The organism is Caulobacter segnis, from assembly GCF_019931575.1.
GTDB classification, from domain to species: Bacteria; Pseudomonadota; Alphaproteobacteria; order Caulobacterales; family Caulobacteraceae; genus Caulobacter; species Caulobacter segnis_C.
This window is the reverse complement of sequence record NZ_CP082923.1, coordinates 2420109-2438510: the sequence shown is the minus strand read 5'-3', so window position 1 is coordinate 2438510 and position 18402 is coordinate 2420109. Positions and strand designations below refer to the sequence as shown.

Annotated in this window: 12 protein-coding genes; 3 read left to right on the top strand and 9 right to left on the bottom strand. The window is 68.8% G+C overall.

Annotation, left to right across the window (positions count from 1 at the left end; genetic code table 11):
• Nucleotides 1-14: 14 nt before the first annotated feature.
• From K8940_RS11190 to K8940_RS11170, 5 genes are all read right to left on the bottom strand, one after another.
• Nucleotides 15-749: an IclR family transcriptional regulator gene (locus tag K8940_RS11190; RefSeq protein ID WP_223395518.1), complete on the bottom strand. Its 735-nt coding sequence runs from the start codon at nucleotides 747-749 to the stop codon at nucleotides 15-17.
• On the bottom strand, nucleotides 721-2175 hold the full coding sequence (gene uxaC, locus K8940_RS11185; protein WP_223395517.1) for a glucuronate isomerase: 1455 nt from the start codon (nucleotides 2173-2175) through the stop codon (nucleotides 721-723). Before uxaC ends, K8940_RS11190 begins: the two co-directional genes overlap by 29 nt.
• 109 nt (nucleotides 2176-2284) lie before the next feature.
• The gene (locus K8940_RS11180) at nucleotides 2285-3898 is read right to left on the bottom strand and encodes a glycoside hydrolase 43 family protein (RefSeq protein ID WP_223395516.1); all 1614 of its coding nucleotides are present in this window, start codon (nucleotides 3896-3898) and stop codon (nucleotides 2285-2287) included.
• Nucleotides 3899-4059: 161 nt separating this feature from the next.
• Nucleotides 4060-7125: a TonB-dependent receptor domain-containing protein gene (locus K8940_RS11175; RefSeq protein WP_223395515.1), complete on the bottom strand. Its 3066-nt coding sequence runs from the start codon at nucleotides 7123-7125 to the stop codon at nucleotides 4060-4062.
• Nucleotides 7126-7190: 65 nt separating this feature from the next.
• On the bottom strand, nucleotides 7191-8756 hold the full coding sequence (locus K8940_RS11170) for a glycoside hydrolase family 28 protein (RefSeq protein ID WP_317847033.1): 1566 nt from the start codon (nucleotides 8754-8756) through the stop codon (nucleotides 7191-7193).
• Between the two features lie 187 nt (nucleotides 8757-8943).
• Here K8940_RS11170 and K8940_RS11160 point away from each other — a divergent pair, with 187 nt between their 5' ends.
• On the top strand, nucleotides 8944-9999 hold the full coding sequence (locus K8940_RS11160; protein ID WP_223395513.1) for a LacI family DNA-binding transcriptional regulator: 1056 nt from the start codon (nucleotides 8944-8946) through the stop codon (nucleotides 9997-9999).
• Here the strand turns inward: K8940_RS11160 and K8940_RS11155 are convergent.
• Nucleotides 9996-10445: a transcriptional repressor gene (locus K8940_RS11155; protein ID WP_223395511.1), complete on the bottom strand. Its 450-nt coding sequence runs from the start codon at nucleotides 10443-10445 to the stop codon at nucleotides 9996-9998. The genes K8940_RS11160 and K8940_RS11155 overlap by 4 nt on opposite strands.
• A gap of 137 nt (nucleotides 10446-10582) precedes the next feature.
• Here K8940_RS11155 and K8940_RS11150 point away from each other — a divergent pair, with 137 nt between their 5' ends.
• Nucleotides 10583-12907 carry a TonB-dependent receptor gene (locus tag K8940_RS11150; protein WP_223395509.1) on the top strand — a complete coding sequence of 775 codons (2325 nt, stop codon included), beginning with the start codon at nucleotides 10583-10585 and terminating at the stop codon, nucleotides 12905-12907.
• A gap of 108 nt (nucleotides 12908-13015) precedes the next feature.
• Here K8940_RS11150 and K8940_RS11145 read toward each other — a convergent pair whose 3' ends face one another.
• Nucleotides 13016-13756, bottom strand: a complete 741-nt coding sequence (locus K8940_RS11145; RefSeq protein WP_223395507.1) for a tetratricopeptide repeat protein — start codon at nucleotides 13754-13756, stop codon at nucleotides 13016-13018.
• 199 nt (nucleotides 13757-13955) lie between these two features.
• Here K8940_RS11145 and K8940_RS11140 point away from each other — a divergent pair, with 199 nt between their 5' ends.
• Nucleotides 13956-14924 carry a purple acid phosphatase family protein gene (locus tag K8940_RS11140; RefSeq protein WP_223395505.1) on the top strand — a complete coding sequence of 323 codons (969 nt, stop codon included), beginning with the start codon at nucleotides 13956-13958 and terminating at the stop codon, nucleotides 14922-14924.
• Here the strand turns inward: K8940_RS11140 and K8940_RS11135 are convergent.
• Together K8940_RS11135 and K8940_RS11130 are read right to left on the bottom strand one after the other, a co-directional pair.
• A complete protein-coding gene (locus K8940_RS11135) occupies nucleotides 14921-17350 on the bottom strand; it encodes a TonB-dependent receptor domain-containing protein (protein WP_223395502.1) in 2430 nt (809 codons plus the stop codon). The genes K8940_RS11140 and K8940_RS11135 overlap by 4 nt on opposite strands.
• Before the next feature lie 2 nt (nucleotides 17351-17352).
• The gene (locus K8940_RS11130; protein ID WP_223395500.1) at nucleotides 17353-18342 is read right to left on the bottom strand and encodes a FecR family protein; all 990 of its coding nucleotides are present in this window, start codon (nucleotides 18340-18342) and stop codon (nucleotides 17353-17355) included.
• Between the last annotated feature and the right edge of the window lie 60 nt (nucleotides 18343-18402).

Genomic DNA, 18402 nt, shown 5'->3' with positions numbered 1-18402 from the left:
TGGTTGGGAGGCCTCTAGGTCTCCCAGCCCCAGCCCAGGCGGCGGCTGATCGCGTCCGCGGCGTCGATGACCTCGCGTTCCGCCTGCGCCATCCGATCCTCGGGCATATACTGGGGGATGCTGGACAGGCTGAGCGCCGCTACGATCGCGCCGCTGGCGTCGCGGATCGGCGCGGCCACGCAGCGGATGCAGTCGCCCGCCTCGTCGAAGTGCCAGGCCGCGCCGACGGCCTTGGCGACCGGTTGCGCCTCGTCGGGGAAGTAGGCGACCCAGCTCTCGGCCGGCGCGTCCAGCATCAACGCCCGACCGAGCGCCGTCGTGCTGATCCGGTTGCGGTCGCCGACCTGGTGGCGCACGGCCACCCGGCGGCGGCTGGGCGAGCGCGCGATGTAGACCACATGGTCGCCGTCGGGAACGCCCAGGTTCGAGGCGTCCTCCATGGACTGGCTGAGCCCGTCGAGGATCGGCTGGGCGACGGCGGCCAGGCTGGTGGCCTCGCGCGCCTGGAAGCCCAGGTCCATCAGCTTGGGACCCAGGCGATAGCCTTTGCGCGCGTCGTGGGTCAGCAGCCGGCGATCCACCAGCGCCGAGGCCAGCCGATGCGCCGTGCTGCGGGTCAGGCCCAGGCGCCGCTCCAGCTCGGTCAGGGCGACCGGGCCGCCGCGCGCGGCGTCCAGGATGTCCAGCGCGCGCAGCAGGGTCTGGCTGACCCGTTCGGCCTTATCCGGCGTGTCTGTGGGCATGAACATGGCGTGCGCTCTGATCCAGCTTGTAGGCCTTCTTAGGCAGGTTGTACGTCAGGTCGACGATGAGGTCCTCGGCTTCGACGAGGTCCATACGATGTTCGGCGACCATGCGGGCGAGGAAAGCGCTGTCGACGCGACGAGCGACGTCGTGGCGAGCGGGGATGGAGAGGAAGGCGCGGGTGTCGTCGTTGAAGCCGACGGTATTGTAGAAGCCGGCGGTCTCGGTGACCTGCTCGCGGAAGCGCATCATGCCCTCGGGGCTGTCGTGGAACCACCAGGACGGACCCAGCTTCAGCACCGGATAGTGACCGGCCAGCGGGGCCAGCTCGCGGCTGTAGGTGGTCTCGTCCAGGGTGAACAGGATCACCGACAGGCGCGGGTCGTTGCCCAGGCGGGTCAGCAGGGGTTTGAGCGCATCGACATATTCGGTGCGCATCGGGATGTCGGCGCCCTTGTCGCGGCCGTGGCTGCCGAGCAGGCCGACATTGTGGTTGCGGTGCGAGCCGGGGTGGATCTGCATGACCAGGCCGTCGTCCAGGCTCATCTTGGCCATCTCGGTCAGCATCTGGGCCCGGAACAGCTCGGCCTTTTCAGGCGTGACCTCACCCTTGACCAGGCTCTGGAACAGGGCCTCGGCCTCGACGTCCGACAGGTCGGCGGTGGCCGCCGTCGGATGGCCGTGGTCGCTGGAGGTGGCCCCGGCCTCGATGAAGGCGGCCCGGCGCAGGCGGTGGGCCTCCAGGTAGCTCTTCCAGCTGTAGACGTCCTGGCCCGAGACCTCGGCGAAGCGCTCGAAGGCGCGCGGACCGCGCTCGTCCTCGAAGTCGATGACCGCGTCGGGGCGATAGGCGGTGATCACATGGCCGCCCCAGCCGCTCTCGCGGATGGCCTGGTGGTGCTTGAGGACCTCGTGCGGGCCCTCGGTGGTGGCCAGGGTCTCGATGTTGAAGCGGTCGAACAGAGCCCGGGGCCGGTAGGCGTCGGTGGCCAGGGCCTCGTTGATGCGGTCGAAATAGTCGTCGGCGGTCGTCGCGTCGAAAACCTCGGTGAAGCCGAACACCTTCGAGAACACGTGGTTCAGCCAGATCCACGAGGGCGTGCCGCGGAAGAGGTGGAAGTTCGACGCCAGCAGCTTCCAGGCCGCGCGCGGATCGGTGGCCGGAACCCCGGCCTTGGAACGCACCTTCAGGGCGTCCAGCGCGATCCCCTGGCTGTAGAGCATGCGGAACAGATAGTGGTCGGGCGCCAGCAGCAGGTCGGTGGCGTCCTGGAACGGTTCGTTGGTCGCGAACCAGGCCGGATCGGTGTGGCCGTGCGGGCTGATGATCGGCAGGTCCTTGACCAACCCATACAGCCCCCGCGCGTACGACCGCGTCGTCGCGTCCGCCGGGAACAACCGATCTTCATGGAAATTCAGAGGCCTGGGCATGACGCGTAACTCGGGCAAAAGGCGCGGTCGGCGCGGGCCGCCGACCGCCAGGAGGTGGCGGTTGCAGGCGGGTCCATCAACCCGCCCCGTCTCAGGAAACCGGTCAAAGTCACGGCGTGACCTTCACCCAGTCGAAATCGGCGTGACCCTGCCTCTTTTGGGCAGGGTCGCCATAGGTGAACAGCGCGGGCCGCGCGCCCTTCCACCAACTGAATCGCAAGGGGGCGACCGCGCCCAGGTCGACGAAGGTCTTGCCGCCGTCGAGGCTGTAGGCGTAGCGGGCGGCCTGGTCGGCGACCGACACCCGCAGCTCGAGAGTCTTGGCCTTCAAGGTCGGACCGACGACCTCGGCGCCGGCGAAGGACTGGACCACCCGCAGCGCGCCCTGGCGACGCGCCACGCCGATCCAGCTGACGCCCTGACCGAACATCGACAGGCCGGCGCGCTGCCCCTCGGCCAGACCGGTCGCGTCGAGCCGCGTCGTGACGACGGCGCGCTCGCTCTGCAGGACCTGGGTCAGGGTATTGCGGGCGCTGACCAGGTTGGACGCCGGCGCGGCGGTCAAGCGCAGGAATCCGGGGCGTCGGGTCAGGCTCCAGCGCGTGTCGTCGGGATTGTGGTTCCACTCCCATTGCGGACCCAGCTTTGCGCCGGAAAAGGCGTCCGAGGTCTGGGGTTTCACCGCCGGGAAACGCCCGCCGACGTCGGGGAGAGCGTATTCGGCCACCGGCTGCCCCGCCGTCGCGTCCGGCCCGGCGCCGGGCTGGGCCTCGCCCATGACCGGCCAGCCATCCTTCCAGGCGACCGGCTGCAGATGGACGATGCGGCCATAGGCGCCGGCGCTGTTGAAGTGGACGAACCAGCCCTGGCCCGAAGTCGTCTCGACCCAGCCGCCCTGGTGCGGCCCCTTCAGCCGCGAGGTTCCTGGAACCAGGACGGACCGGTGCTCGTAAGGCCCCCAGATGTTCCGTGAACGCAGCACGGTCTGCGGCCCGGTCTCGACCCCGCCGGTCGGGGCGAAGATGTAGTACCAGCCGTCGCGCTTGTAGAGCTTGGGGCCTTCGAGGACCGGCAGGGCCTTGGCGTCCTCGATGATCACTGTCCCGGCGTCCAGCACCGACTTGCCGTCCAGCGCCATGCGGTGCAGCACCAGCGGGCCCGCGCCGACCTTGCCATGGACGAGGTAGGCCTGGCCGTCGTCGTCCCAGAACGGGCAGGGGTCCTCGTAGCCGGGTCCGGCGATCACCGCGACCGGCGCGCTCCAGGGGCCCTCGGGCTTGTCGGCCGTCGCCATGAAGATCCCCTCATAGGGGGTCGCGAAATAGACGTAGAACCGGCCGTCGTGATGCCGGATCGACGGCGCCCAGACGCCGCCGGCATAGCGCTGGCCGACGGTTCGCTGGTCGCGCGGCATCCGCGAGCCGGTGTCGTCGGTCGGGACCGGCCCGGGCAGGTCGTATTCCGGCGCGAACGGCAGGCTCGGCAGCACGTGGCCCAGGATCGTCCAGTGGACCAGATCCTTGGACTCCAGGACGGGCAGGCCCGGCGAGAAGTGGAAGGTCGACGCGACCAGGTAGTAGCGGTCGCCCACGCGGATCACGTCGGGGTCGGAATAGTCCGCGTGCAGGATCGGATTGCGATAGGTCGCGGCGGGCTCGGCGACAGCCGCGAGCGGCAGAAGCGCCAGGGCGGTGATCCAGGCCGGCAAGGATCCAGGTCGCATCGCGGGTCGCACTCCAGACTAGACAAAAGGATCCGGGCGCGCGTGGAGCGGCGGGAGGTCCGCGTCCACGCACGCCGGCGCCAGGGGAGGGCGGCGGGGCATGCCGACAGATACGCGTCGGGATCCCCACACAGGCACGAGCGCCCTCGCCCAGGCGATCTCTAGAACCTCAGGCGGCCGCCCAGGAACATGGTCGTTCCCAGGACGTCGTAGGTCGCCGCGTAGGTGTTGGCCCCCGGTGCGGCGCTGCCGACGATCGGCGGGTCGCGGTCGAAGATGTTCTGCGCCCCGCCATAGATCTGCACGCCGTTGCTGAGATCATAGCTGAACGACAGGTCGAAATAGTTCTGGGCCGGCAGCTTGGGGTTGGTCAGGGTGGCCAGGTCCGGCACCGTGCCGCCCGAACGCTTGGGCAGCAGGTACTTGTCGGTCGTGACCGAACCGATGAAGCGGTGCTTGACGCTCAGGCTGAGCGGGCCCGTGCGCCAGGTGATCCGCGTGCCGCCCTTCCATTCCGGGATCGGCTGGCCGCAGGCCGTGCCGAACGCCCCGACGCAGTAGTTCTTGATGTTCGGGAAGGCCTGGACGGGCGTCGAGGTGAACTCGTCGGTCCAGGTCCAGTTGGTCGAGATGTCGAAGCCGCTGTCGTCCGGCAGCCAGCCGAAGTCGGTCTTGAACCGGTAGTTGGCGGCGAAATCGACGCCGGCCGTCTTCAGGCCGCCGGTGTTGGCGTTGGTGATCGTCGCGTAGTAGGGCGGAGCGATCTCGCCGGTCACCGGGTTGCGCTTGATGGCCTGGCAGAACTCGCTGCTGGCGCTCTGCACGACGTAGTAGCAGAGGTTCAGCGTGTTGTTCAGGCCGCCGCCCAGTTGCGAGATGGCGCCCGTCAGGTCGATGTTGAAGTAGTCGACGCTGACCGCCAGGCCCGGAACCCCGCGCGGCGTCAGCACGACGCCGACCGTGTAGGTGTCCGACTTCTCGATGCCGACGTTCGGGTTGCCGCCCGACAGGTTGCCGATAATGGTGTTGGACTGCACGCCCGCCGAAAAGACCTGGGCGGCCGGCACGCCGGTGGCCTCGCAGACGGCGCGGACGGCGGCGGTCTGCTGGGCGCTCGGGGCGCGGCTGGAGCAGGGGTCGGTGGCCGCGTCGAAGCTCTGGGCCAGACCGCCGTACAGCTCGCCGACGTTCGGCGCGCGAATGGCGTGCTGGAACTGGCCGCGGAAGTTCAGGTCCGAGGTCACGGCCCAGGCGCCGCCAACCGAATAGGTCCACACCCCGCCGACGCCCTTCAGATTGTAGTCCGAATAGCGGAAGGCGCCGTTGGCGGTCAGGTTCTTGATGAACGGCAGATCGGCCAGGATCGGGGCGCGGACTTCACCGTAGACTTCCTTGACGATCGTGCTGCCGCCCGTCGGCAGGCCGGGGTTGAAGCCGACCACGTCGCCGGAGCGCAGGAACTCGTCGGGAATGTACTTGGCGGCGTTGTAGCGCCACTCCAGGCCCGCGGAGAAGTCGACAGGACCGGCCGGCAGGCTGAAGGCCTCGCCCGACAGGTTGGCGGCGGCGACCTGCTGCTTGGCCTCGGTGATGTTGGTGGCCCCGATGGCGATGGCCTGGACGCCGGCGGCCGAGATGTTCGAGCCGAAGATGTTCAGCACCGGCGCGGCGCCGCCGACCGACAGCAGGTTGGCCTGGAAGCGGCTGCGCGAGACGTTGCCGTCCTGGTGGTCGGTCTCGGAGGTACGGGCGTAGGTGTAGTAGGCGTCGTACTTCAGGTCGCGCAGGAAGCTTTCCGACACGTCGCCCAGCTCGCCCCGGAAACCGGCGGCGAAGCGGAAGACGTTGCGTTCGGCGTTGTTGCGGCGCAGGCCGACCTCGCGCAGGCGGCGGCCGACATTGATCACCGCCAGACCATCGCCCGCCACCGTAGTGCGGCTGGCCGTGCCGGTCGTCACCGTCGTCGTGCCCACCTCCTTCAGGTCCATCTGGCGCAGGACTTCCTGCATCTGGGTCGAGAGGTAGGGGTTGTTCACGTTGAACAGGAACGGCCCGTTGATGTTGGTCGGGGCCAGCTGCATGTCGACGACGTTGTTGCTGTAGTGCGCCTCGACGTAGCCGGTGACCTTGCTGTTGAAGTCGTAGTGGCCCATCGCGTTCAGCATCCAGCGCTTCTGCGGGATGATGAGGTAGTTGTCGGGGCCCAGGTTGAAGTCGTCCTGCGGGGTGAGGGCGGGGCGGGCCGTCGTGCCGGCGTCGTTGAAGGTGAAACCGCGCGAGCCCATGCCGCCCAGGCCGGCGGCGGTCAGGGCCGCGTCCAGGGCCGGGTTCGAGGTGGACGAGCCGACCAGCGGCACGCCGGTGAAGCGGCCGTTCGGAATGTCGCCGCTGCCGCCGGCGATCAGGCCCTGGCGACCGCCGGCCTGCACGCAGGTCTGGCCGGACGGCGGCGAGAACGGTGTTCCCGCCTTGCTCTTGCTGAACGAGGCGGCGGTGACGCAGCCGTCCGACAGCGAGTCATAGGCCCAATTCCCCCGCATCCGCCGGGAGATGGCGCCGCGGTCCAGATAGTTCACCGACACGACGGCGTTGCCCTTGCCGTCGGCGAAGTTACCGCCGACCGTCAGGTCGATGTTGTGGGTGCGCGTTGTGGTGTGGCTGTCCCAGTTTTCCTGAACGTTCAGCTCCACGCCCTCGAAATCCTGGCGTAGGACGAAGTTGACCACGCCGGTGATGGCGTCCGAGCCGTAGACGGCCGACGAGCCGCCGGTGACGACCTCGGTCTGACGGATCAGCGAGGCGGGGATGGTGTTGATGTCGGTCGTCTGGTCCGCGCCGGCGATGGCGAAGCGACGGCCGTTGACCAGCACCAGGTTCCGCTGGGCGCCGAAGCCGCGCAGGTTCAGCGTGGCCGTGCCGCCGGGGACGGTGTTGGCCGTCGGGCCGTTGTTCTGCGAGCCGATGAACTGCGGCGCGTTGTTCAGCACCTGCTCGACGTTGACGGCGCCCGACTGCTTGAACTCCTCGGCGTCGACCACCGAGACCGGCGTCGGGGCGCCGAAGCCGCGCGAGGCCAGGCGCGAGCCCGTGACCACGATGGTCTCGACCTCGGCGCCGTCGCTGGGCGCGGGCGCGGGCGCGGTTTGAGCGTTTGCCAGCGCTGGCAAAAGCAGAAAAGCGGCGAGCGCGATCGGCGAGGCCGCGGTCAGATAATGTTTGTTGCTCATTTGAATTCCCTCCTGTGACGGCTCTTCGGCCGCCCTTTGCTGATCCCGTCGGCCTTGGCGGCCGGTCAGAATGTCTGTGTGACGGCGCCGTCGAAGCGCTTGTCCTCGAGCCAGCGACTGCCGAAGCTCCGGAAGCCCGTGACCTCATTCAGGGCGAAGTCCGGCCCCTTGCCGGCCCCTCGGGGAAGGCGCAGGCGGAAGAGGTCGATATCGGTCACGTCCCGCATCCAGAAGGCCGGGCGCGCGTCGGGCGCTTCGACGGCGATCTCGACGTTGCTCATCTCGATGTTGCGGGCGTGGCGGATGAAGAAGCCGTTGGCCGGCAGGTCGCCGAACATGTCGGGGTCCGGATAGGCCTTGTCGGCCTCGGGCGGATCGCGCCGGGCCAACTCGGCCGAGCCGCCGCCCTGCTGGTGGAAATAGACGTCGCTGATCTTGACGTCCTCGACCGGATGACCGGCGACGCCGGCGATGATCGAGGGCCAGGGCTTGGCGCCGTGGCTGACGATATTCTGGATCGTCACCCGCCGCAGCTTGCCGACCTCCGCGCCCGCCGGCCCGCGCATCCGGCTGCCCAGGCGCAGGAACAGGGGCGGGAAGCGCAGGCCACGCATGGTGATGTTGCTGATGGCGATGTCCTCGGTGAGGGCCCCGTCCATCGTCTCCAGCGCCAGGCCGTAGCAGTTGTCGAACACGCAGTTGGTGATGGTGACGTTCTTGAAGCCGCCGTTGGACTCCGTGCCCAGCTTGATGCGGCCATAGCCCGAGAAGGTCGGCGGCATGCGCTTCCATGTGCCGTCGATCACCGAACCCATCTCGAAGTCGCCGGTCAGGAAGCAGTCCGAGATGGTCAGGTTCTCGGTCGGCCGGGCATAGCCCAGCGCGAACGAGCTCTTGGGGCAGATGCCGTCGTCCCACGGCGAGTTGATCGTGCAGTTGGTGACGCGGACATTGCGGCAGCAGTCGATGTCCAAGCCGTCGCGATTGGTGTCCACGACCAGGTTGTCGATGGTCATGTTGTCGACGCCGGTGGCCAGCAGGGCGAACCAGCCGCCCTGCAGCACCTTGAAGTCGCGGAGCAGCACGTTGCGGCAGTTCTTCAGGGCGATGGCCTTGTCGCCGACGCCGGGACCGCTGACGTCGGGCGGATCGGTCTCGAAGCGATGGCCCCGGCTGAGGCCCTTGCCCCAGATCAGCCCCTGGCCAACGATCGCGATGTCGTGCAGGCCCTCGCCATAGATCAGGCTGTTGGCCCAGTGGCTGTGGCCGTAGTCTTGGAACTTGTTGTCAGCCGCGCCCTCGTCCGGGCTGTCGTAGCCGGGACCGCCCGGCGGCGTGTCGGCGGCCAGCAGCACCGCGCCGACGTCCAGCAGCAGGGTGACCTTGCTCTTCAGGCGCAGGGTGTAGCTGGCGTAGGTTCCCGGCGGGAAATAGACCGTGCCGCCGCCATGCGCCGCGGCGGCCGCGATCGCCTTGTTGATGGCCGTCGTGTCGATCCGCGCGCCATCGCCGACGGCGCCGTAGTCGCGGATGTTGAACCAGTGGTCGGCAGGCGAGGTGGGCTTGGGCGCCGCCGCGGACGCGGGGTTCGCGGGCGTCATCGCGCTGGCCCCGACCAGGCCCGCCAGCATTATTCCTCTACGGTCGAGTCTCATCCTTGCGCTCCCCCAAACCCGTCTGGCGCGGGCCGTTGAGCCAGAGGAAAACGCCGCACTCAGGGTGGAGTCAATGGGAAATGGTAGCGGTAGCATTAAAAATGCCAGCGCTGGCAGCGCGAATGCCAACGCTAGCAATCATATAAATGCCGTTGTATGCCACATGCTGGGAACAAGGGAGATCCGCGTGGGGCGAGGCGAGTTTGGCGCGGCGCTGTCCGTCACGATCGACGACGTCGCCCTCGCGGCCGGCGTGTCGATTCGCACCGTCTCCCGGGTGCTCAACGAGTCGCCTCATGTCGGCGCCGAGACGCGCAAGGCCGTGCTCGAGACCATCGAGCGCCTCGGCTACAGCCCCAGCACCCGGGCGCGAGCCCTGGCTTCCGGGCGCTCGTTCCTGATCGCCATGGTCCAGGACGATCCCAACGCCCACGTGATCGGCGCCCTGCAGCGCGGCATCGTCGAGGCCTGCTCCTCGCACGGCTACGAACTGGTCGTCCGCCCGGTGCATTTCGCCAATCCCGACATCGCCACCGACATCGAGAACTTCGTGCGGCGCTCGCGCGTGGATGGCTTGATCGTCCTGCCGCCGACGTCCGAGATCGCCGCCATTCCCGAGCGCCTGACGCGCCTGGGCGTGCCGTCGGTCGGGATCGCGTCGGTGTCGCTGCCCGAATATCCCTGCATGCTGGTCAGCAACGAGCGGGGCGCGACCCGGGCCCTGGGCCAGCACCTGCTGGAGCTTGGGCACCGTAGGATCGCCATGGTCGAGGGACCGGCGCACTTCCGCTCAGCCCAGGAACGCAAGGCCGGCTTCCTCGAAGGCATCGGCGGGAGCATGCCCGAGGCCTATCTGCGCCAGGGCGACTATGGCTTCGACAGCGGCGCGGCCGCGGCCGCGGCGCTGCTGTCCCTGGACCAGCCGCCGACGGCGATCTTCGCCGCCAACGACATCATGGCCGCCGCCGTGGCCAAGATCGCCCGCGAACGCGGGGTGTCCATTCCCGATCAGCTGTCGCTCGCCGGCTTCGACGGCAGCGACATCGCCTCGATGATCACGCCCGCCCTGACCACCATCCGGCGGCCGCTGGTCGACATGGCCCAGGCCGTGACCGAGCGGCTGCTGGACATGATCAGCGGCGCGCGCACCAGCTGGCCGCACGAGCGGATCGACCTGACCCTGGTGCACCGCCAGTCGGTCGGCCCGGCGAGAAACTAGGCGGCGCCAGCCCCCTTCGACAGCGGCGCCACGTGAAGCTCGACATAGCCGCGTAGCTGAAGTCCCTGCGCCTCCAGCGCGGCCTCGATCTGCGCCGTCACCGCGCCGATGTCCGCGAGCGAGGGCTGCCCCGTCAGGCGATCCAGGATCCGCACGACGGGCGTTGCGTCCGCGACCCGAAACACCCGGCGGCGACCGACGGCGTAGCCCAGCACGGCACCTCGGGCCTGCAGGTGCTGCAAGGCGCGATAGATCGAGGCGCGATTGCGCCGGGAACCGCCGTCCCGCAGGCGCGCGTAGATGGCTTCCGCGTCCAGGGGCGAGGGGGCTTGGCCCAGCAGGTCCATGATGTCCCGTCGCGCCTCGGTGAACCGGACGCCGGTCCGCCCGCTCGAGCCGGACGTGTTTTCGATGGGCGGCGCGGACGCCGTCACGGGCTGGCTCACGTGCGCGTCTCCGGGGCGTGCTCGATTTTGTTCTGATAATGACTCTTAATTGCTATTGCAATCTTACGGTAAAAAACTAAGAACGCCTCGCAATCTCAAGCGTGGCCGCGCTGTTGCGGCGTTTCGGGGGTTCAGACATGCAACACATCTCACGCGGCTATGTTCGCGCTCGCAGCCGTCGCGCGATGGGCATGAGCGCCGTCGCCGGCCTGGCCGGTCTCGGCCTGGCGCCAGCCCTGGCGCACGCGGCGGACGCTCCGGCCCCGACCGCCAGCCCGGCCGACAGCGCCAACGAGATCTCGGGCGTCCAGATCGACGCCAAGAAGGAGAAGCTGTCCTCCTCGAAGAACACCGCCAATCTGCGCGACACCCCGCAGTCGATCACCATCATCTCGTCCGAGACGATCTCGGCCCAGAACCTGCTGTCGCTTCGCGAGATCCTATCCACCCAGCCCGGCATCACCTTCGGGGCCGGGGAGGGCGGCGGCGGCTATGGCGACAGCATCAACCTGCGCGGCTACTCGGCCAATAACGACATCACCGTCGACGGCGTGCGCGACAGCGCCCAGTACACCCGCACCGATCCCTTCAACCTGGAACAGGTCGAGGTGATCGCCGGCGCCAATTCGGTCTATTCGGGCTCGGGCTCGCTGGGCGGCACGATCAACATCGTCACCAAGACGCCCAAGGCCAGCGACCAGACGGTGATCGGCGCGGGCGCCGGCACGGACAAGTACGGCCGCCTGACGATCGACACCAACAAGGCGCTGACCGACACGATCGCCGTGCGCCTGAACGCGATGGTCCACCGCAACGACGTCCCGGGCCGCGACGTCGAACAGTTCAAGCGCTGGGGGATCGCGCCGTCAGTGGCCTTCGGCCTGGGCACGCCCACCCGCGTGACGTTGAGCTACGTCCATCAGACGGACGACAATGTCCCGCAGTACGGCGTGCCATACTACGTCAACGCGCTCTATCACGGCCCGCTGCCGGGTGTGGATCCCGGCAACTACTACGGCTACTCGAACGTCGACAGGCAGAAGACCAAGGTCGACGCGTTCACGGCGCGCTTCGAGCACGACTTCAGCGAGGCCTTCTCGGTCCGCAACCTTACCCGCTACCAGGAAGTCACCCAGTTCAGCCGCGTCGACCCGCCGCAAGGGACCTGGTGCCTGGCCAACGGACAGACCCCGGCGGGCGCGGCCTGCACGGCGCCGAACACCTTCACGCCCAGCGGTCCGCGCGGCACGACGCGCGACACCAAGAACAAGCTGTTCTACAGCCAGACCGACTTCAACGCTCGGTTCGCCACCGGCGGCGTCCAGCACAACCTGGTCGTCGGCTTCTCGATCGGCTCCGAGGACTATCACCTCGACAGCGGCAACTCGCTGCGCAACCCCGGCGGCGCGACGCCGAACCCGACCCTGCCGGCGATGTCGATCACCAATCCGAACACGGTCTATACCGGTCCGGTGAACTTCGTGGTCACCGCGCGCAGCGACGGCAAGATGGACAATCAGGCCGTCTATCTGTTCGACACCGCCAAGCTCAGCGACAAGCTCGAGTTCAACTTCGGCCTGCGCTACGAGAAGACCGACGGCGAGTTCGTTCCCACCAGCATCGCCACGCCTTACCCGGCCACGGGTCCGGTCGAGACCGTCGGCGCCATCGCCCGCAACGGCGACAACCTTTTCTCGTACCGCGCCGGCCTGGTCTTCAAGCCGGTCAAGAACGCCAGCCTGTACCTGGCCTATGGCAACACCCAGACCCCGTCGCAGGCCTCGGTCAACGGCGGCTGCACGGCCACCTCGACCACGGGCGCGGCCAACTGCAACGTCGATCCGGAGAAGGGCGAGAACATCGAGCTGGGCGGCAAGTGGGAGACCTTCGAGGGCCGCCTGCTGCTGACCGCCGCGATCTTCCGCAACGAGCGCACCAACTACAAGGTCGCCTCGGGCGATCCGACGCTTCCCGACCAGGTCCTGGACGGCAAGTCGCGGGTCGACGGCTTCTCGCTGGGGGCCAGCGGCAAGATCAGCGACAAGTGGTCGGTCTTCGCCAACTACACCTATCTGGACAGCGAAGTGATCCAGAGCGTTTCGGACCGCACCCTGGCCAATACGGGCATCGACGCCCAGGCCGGCAACCCGCTGACCAACACGCCCGAGAACTCGGGCAGCCTGTGGACGACCTATCAGGTCACGCCGCGCATCACGATCGGCTACGGCGCGACCTATCAGGGCGCGTTCTACCTGAACAATGGCGTGGCCCCGCTCTACAAGAGCCAGGACTACTGGGTCCACAACGCCATGGCCGCCTTCAAGGTCAACGACAACTTGGACCTGCAGCTCAACGTCAAGAACATCGCCGACGAGGAGTACTACACGCGCGGCCGCAACAACGGCTGGGCCACGCCCGGCGACGGCCGCGCCGCGATCCTGAGCGCCAACTACCGGTTCTGATCTTCCTCCCCTTAGCGATCGGAATCTCGACTGCGCGCCTCGCCCCGCCGGCGGGGCGCGCTTTTTCGTCGGCGCGGCGAAAACTCCGGAAGAGGCGAGGGGCCTTGCTCAGCCGATCGCGGCCTGGCGCAGGGCCGGGATGGGCGACGCCCGCAGGTACTGGGCCATGATCGCCCGGAACCCTGGCGGGCTGGCCTCGCGCGCCAGGGCGATCAGCTCCAGCGCGTCATCGACGTGGCCGTCCTCGGCCAGCAACCGCGCCAGGTTGAACTGCCCCCGGAAGTCGCCGCCGTCCGCCGCCCTGGCGTAGCAGGCGCGCGCCAACTCCAGGTCGCGCGGCTTCAGGCGGCCTTCCTCGTAGAAGCCGCCCAGGAAGTTGATCGATTTCACGTGGCCCAACCTGGCGGCCGCCTCGAACCACGCCACGGCCGCCTGTTCGTCCCGGGCCACGCCGGCGCCCAGGCCCAGCGCACTGGCGTAGTTGTACATGCCCCAGTCCAGGCCCGCCTCGGCGGCGCGCTGGAACCACGCCACCGCCGCCGCCTTGTCGACCGGCGCGCCCCAACCCTGGTCGAGGCAGCGCCCGGCCATGTTCATGCCCATGGCATGGTCCTGCCGCGCCGCGGCCAGGAACCAGGACAGGGCCGTCGCCGGATCGGGTTTCACGCCACGTCCGTCCAGCAGCATCTGGCCATAGACCGCCTGGGCCTCCGCGAGACCGGCCTCGGCGCCCACGCGCAGGATCGCGGCGGCTTCGGCCGGCGAGTTCTCGATCAGCGCTCGCAGCGACGCCTGGGACAGATCCGCGAGGCGGGCGAGGCGAATGGACGGCGGGGGAAGCTCGGACACGCGGACCTCGACGGGCCGCTTTCCAGTCTCGGCCTTGCTTAATGGGCTCGTGCCACGGTCAATTTGCTAATGCAAGTGACTCTCAATTAATGGCGTCTTGAGCGCATGAGGTTTTCGCCAAACCGTGAGAGGTTGGCGGGCCGGCGCCGTCCTTGAGAGCACGGGTCGCCTGGGCCCGCGGATCGTTCCGGAGGTTCTGATGTCCCGATCGTCCCTGGGCCGCCGCGCGCTTCTGCAAGGACTCGCCGCGAGTACGGTCTTCGCCGCTCCGGCCGTCGCGGACGAGCGCGAGGCGATCGCCTTCGTCGCGCTCGGCGACTGGGGACGTCGCGGCAAGCGCTCCCAGCGCCAGGTCGCCCAGGTCATGGGCGTGACGGCGCGGGATCTGGCCAGCCGCTTCGTGCTGTCGGCCGGCGACAACTTCTATCCGGCCGGCGTCAAGTCGGTGGACGACCCGCACTGGCGCGCGTCCTTCGAAGACGTCTACGACGCGCCGGCCCTGCAGACGCCCTGGTACGCCGCGCTCGGCAACCACGACTATCGCGGCGCGGTCCAGGCGCAGATCGACTATACCGCGCTGAGCTCGCGCTGGCGCATGCCCAGCCGCTATTTCAAGATCGGCGGCGAGGCCCTCGGTTCGAGCCTGCTCGATCTCTTCGTGATCGACACCGCGCCCCTGGTGGACGGCGGCAACTACGACGAGATGCTCCAGCAGATGGCGCGTGGTCACCGCGAGCGCCACGACGACGCCCAGCAGATCGCCTGGCTGGAGCGCGAACTGAGCCGTTCACGCGCGCCCTGGAAGATCGTCATGGGCCATCACCCCATCTACTCGGGCGGCCATGGCGACAGTCCCGAGCTCGTCGAGAAGGTCGCGCCGCTGCTCGAAGCCCATGGCGTGCAAGCCTATGTCAACGGCCACGACCATAGCCTGCAGCACATCCGCCGAGGACGCGTCGACTACATCTGCACCGGATCCGGCGCGGACGCCGGTGACAAGGTCGAAGCGGTGGCCGGCACCCGCTTCTGCCTCTCGCGGCCCGGCTTCGCGGCCTTCAGGCTGGAGGCCGAAACACTCGACCTGGAGTTCCGCGATCTCGAAGGCCAGGCGGTCTACCGCGCGCGGTTGCCCCGCGAGGGCGCGGGCGGCGCCCGGGCGAACGCCTAGAACCGCGCCGTCAGCCGCACGGTCAGGGTCCGGGGGCGGGGCGGGGTGATGATCTGATCGCGGGTGATCAGGAACGGGTTGCCGAACGAGAAGCTGTTGGCGCGGCTGTTCAGGGGGTTGTCCAGCGTCGCGGCCAGGGTCCAGCCCGGCGTGGTCAGGCTGGCCACGCCTCGCAGCCCCAGATACTCGCCCATCTCGTGGGAGGTGTCGGCGTCGAACGTCAGATAGGAGCCGCCGACATAGGACGCCTGGCCCTGCAGCCGAAGCGTCGGGCCGTTGGCCAGATCCCGGTGGTAGTCGAAGCCAAGGCTGGCCGAGGCGCGCGCGACGCCGGGAAGGCTGGCGTACTTGCGCGTGCTGAAGGCCAGGTTGAGCTTGGTGACCTCCGGATCGTTGAGTAGCGCCGCGGCGCGCAGGTCGAGCCGTTCGCTCACCCGGAAGGCGGCCTCGGCCTCGACGCCGCGGTTGTCGCCATTGCCAATATTGGCCGTATAGGCCGCGCCATCGACCAGGTATTGGTCACTCTGCACGGACTCCCAGGTGGCGTAGAACACGGCCGCACGACCCTGCAGGCGGTCGTCGAAGGCGCGCAGCTTCACCCCCAGTTCGTAATTCCAGAGTTCGTCGGCCTTGTAGCGGCTCGGCGGAGTCCCGGCGGCGTCGAAGATCTGGCCGATGCGGCCCGCGGTGTTGAAGCCGCCAGGACGATAGCCTTCGGCGGTCTGAGCGTAGAACAGCAGGCCGGGTCTGGCGTCATAGCTAATCAGGATCTTGGAAGAAAAGCCCGCGGCGTCGGCGGACTGGATCGTCCGCCGCTGGCCCGCCGACTGGGTGATCGTCGAGTCGGTGTCGAACCGGAAATCGAACCAGCGCAGGCCCGCCGTCGCCGACAGGCGCGGTGTGGCGTCGAAGGTCGCCTCGCCGTAGAGCGCGGTCTCGCGGATGGTGTCGCGCCGCCGCTCGGCATAGGCGGCGGGCGAGCCGGCGGGAAGCGCGTGCAGGCTGGCGCTAAGCCGGATGGACCCCGTCGAGGCGAACGCGCCGACGAGGCCATGCAGCCGATGCTCGCCGGGCGTGGCGTAGGTCACCTCGGCCACGGTCAGGTCGGTGCCCTTGTCCTCGTCGAACGCCGCCGGCGCCCCGGCCAGACCATAGAGTGTCGAGACCGAGGTCGCGTCGTAGCGACTGCCGAAATGGTGGGAGAGCCGCGAGACCGATCCCGTCGTGCGTCCCCAATCGCCCTCGCCGGCCAGGGTCAGCGACAGGTGGTCGAAGTCGTTTTCGTGGGGCTCGCGAACAACCGTGTCGCGGACCTTGGGGCCGAGTCTACGCAGGCCATACTGGGTGTCATTGTTGTTGATCGACTGGTTGGTGAGGCCCAGCGTCGCGGTCCAACCCGGGGCCAGGGCCGCCCGGAGGCTGGCTCGCACGCCAGCCCGTTCGGAGCCATTGGCGTGCTTGAGCCCCAGGGCGCGGTTGGAGATGTAGCCGCCTTGCTGGTCGCGATAGATGACGGCGCGCAGGGCCAAGCGACCATGGACGATCGGCAGATTGGCCATCGCCTCCAACTCGTCGCTCCGATCGCCGCCCTTTGTCCAGCCGACGCCGGCCAGGATGCTGGCCTGATAACGGTCAAGATCGGCTTTGCGGGTGGCGATCCGTATCACCCCGCCGAGCGTGCCGCCGCCGTAGAGCGTGCCCTGGGGGCCGCGCATGATCTCCACCCGCTCCACATCGGCCAGCCGCAGATCCGGGTCGGGCGCGTTGTAGGTGATCGGTACATCGTCCAGATAGAGCGCCACCATCGACTGGGCCTGGCCCGTGAAGGCGCCGTCCGACAGGCCGCGCAACAGCACCTTGTCGCGCCCGGGGCCCAGATTGGTCACGGTCATCCCCGCGACCTGACCGGTCAGGTCGTAGAGGCTGGTGACCGCCTCGCGCTCGAGGGCGCCGCCCGACACCACCGAGATGGCGTAGGGCGTACGGCCGGGCAGGTTGGGATAACGCTGAGCAGTGATCACGACCTCGCCCAGGCCCAGCGGCGCGACCGCTGGGGCGGACTTGGCTGGACGCGGTGGGGCGGCCAAGCGACGGATGATCACCGTATGCGGATCGGGTTGGCCGTAGCCGCAGCCGCTGCCGGCCAGCAGGCGGTCGAGCGCGACCGTGACCGACAGACGACCGGCCAGGGCCGGCGATTGGCCGTTGCAGGCCTCCAGATCCCCGCCCAGTGACAGCTCCGCCTGCAGGGCGAAATCGATCAGGGCCGCATGGACGGGCTTGGCGGCGATCTGCAGCCGCACGACAGGGGATTGGCGGCTGGCGAAGAAGCGCGGCGCGGCTTGCACCGAGCCGGCGAAGCCGGCCAGGCCCGCTCCTAGGGCCACGGCCCAGAGGCGCCCGCCGCGGTCGATCCTGCCCCGCACGGTCAGCGGCGCGCCGACTTGGCCTTGAGGATCACCCCGTTGGACGTCGTCTCGGCGACGATGGGCGCGAACAGTTCCAGGCGCCGGACCATGGCGGCCTCCTCGTCGACCAGCAGTACGCCCGACACTGTCACCGAGGCGGCGCTGGGATCAACGCGGATTGGCGTCGCGACATAGCGGTTGAGCTCGGCGACGACCTGAGTCAGCGGCGTGCGGTCGTAGATCAGCTTGCCGGATTTCCAGGCGAAGGCGGTGTCGGGCTCGACGTCTCGAACCTTGGCGACCGCGCCGGGCGCCTGGGCCAGTTGCTGGCCGCGAGCCAGGCGCACCGCGCCCTCGGGACCACCGGAGACCGACACTAGGCCGCGACGCACGGAGACGGCGAGGCTTCCGGCGTGGTGCAGGATGTTGAACTCCGTGCCCAGCACCCGCACCTGGCGCGCGCCCACGATCACGAGGAAGGGGCGGTTCTCCAGATGGGCGACGTCGAAGCTCGCCTCGCCATCGACCAGGGTCACGTCGCGCTGCTTGGCGTCGAGATGGACGCGCAGGGTGGTCGCGCCGCCCAGGGTCAGCCGCGAACCGTCGGCCAGGGCGACTTCGCGCGTCTCGCCGCGCTTGGTCGAATAGTCGGTGAAGGTCGGCTGGGCGAACCGCGGCGCGGCGACCAGCGCCACGACGGCGGCCGCGGCGGCGACACCGACGCCAATCAGAACGCCCCGCCGCGAGGATGCGCTGGGACGACGCAGGGGTATGACATTGGCCGCGAGCGGCGCCTGATCGGCCGGCTCGGCCAGGATGTCGTTGGCGGGCAGATCCTCAAGGTCCAGCCACACCGCCTCGACCGCCTCGTACGCGGCGGCATGCTCCGGGTCGGCTTCCAGCCAGGCCTGGAACGCCGTCCAGTCCTCCAGGGCCGCATCGCCCTGCAGCCTGGCGAACCAGTCGGCGGCCGCCCGCTGGATCGGATCTTGGTGGACGGACTCGGTCATCGACGGTTCGCGCTTCCTTCGCGCCAGGTCTGGAACGGGCGCCGCCATATTGACGCCACG

Excerpts from the sequence above, each read along its gene's own strand:
- K8940_RS11190 (WP_223395518.1), bottom strand. The coding sequence starts at position 749 with ATGTTCATGCCCACAGACACGCCGGATAAGGCCGAACGGGTCAGCCAG.
- uxaC (WP_223395517.1), bottom strand. The coding sequence starts at position 2,175 with ATGCCCAGGCCTCTGAATTTCCATGAAGATCGGTTGTTCCCGGCGGAC.
- K8940_RS11180 (WP_223395516.1), bottom strand. The coding sequence starts at position 3,898 with ATGCGACCTGGATCCTTGCCGGCCTGGATCACCGCCCTGGCGCTTCTG.
- K8940_RS11175 (WP_223395515.1), bottom strand. The coding sequence starts at position 7,125 with ATGAGCAACAAACATTATCTGACCGCGGCCTCGCCGATCGCGCTCGCC.
- K8940_RS11170 (WP_317847033.1), bottom strand. The coding sequence starts at position 8,756 with ATGCTGGCGGGCCTGGTCGGGGCCAGCGCGATGACGCCCGCGAACCCC.
- K8940_RS11160 (WP_223395513.1), top strand. The coding sequence starts at position 8,944 with ATGCTGGGAACAAGGGAGATCCGCGTGGGGCGAGGCGAGTTTGGCGCG.
- K8940_RS11150 (WP_223395509.1), top strand. The coding sequence starts at position 10,583 with ATGCAACACATCTCACGCGGCTATGTTCGCGCTCGCAGCCGTCGCGCG.
- K8940_RS11140 (WP_223395505.1), top strand. The coding sequence starts at position 13,956 with ATGTCCCGATCGTCCCTGGGCCGCCGCGCGCTTCTGCAAGGACTCGCC.
- K8940_RS11130 (WP_223395500.1), bottom strand. The coding sequence starts at position 18,342 with ATGACCGAGTCCGTCCACCAAGATCCGATCCAGCGGGCGGCCGCCGAC.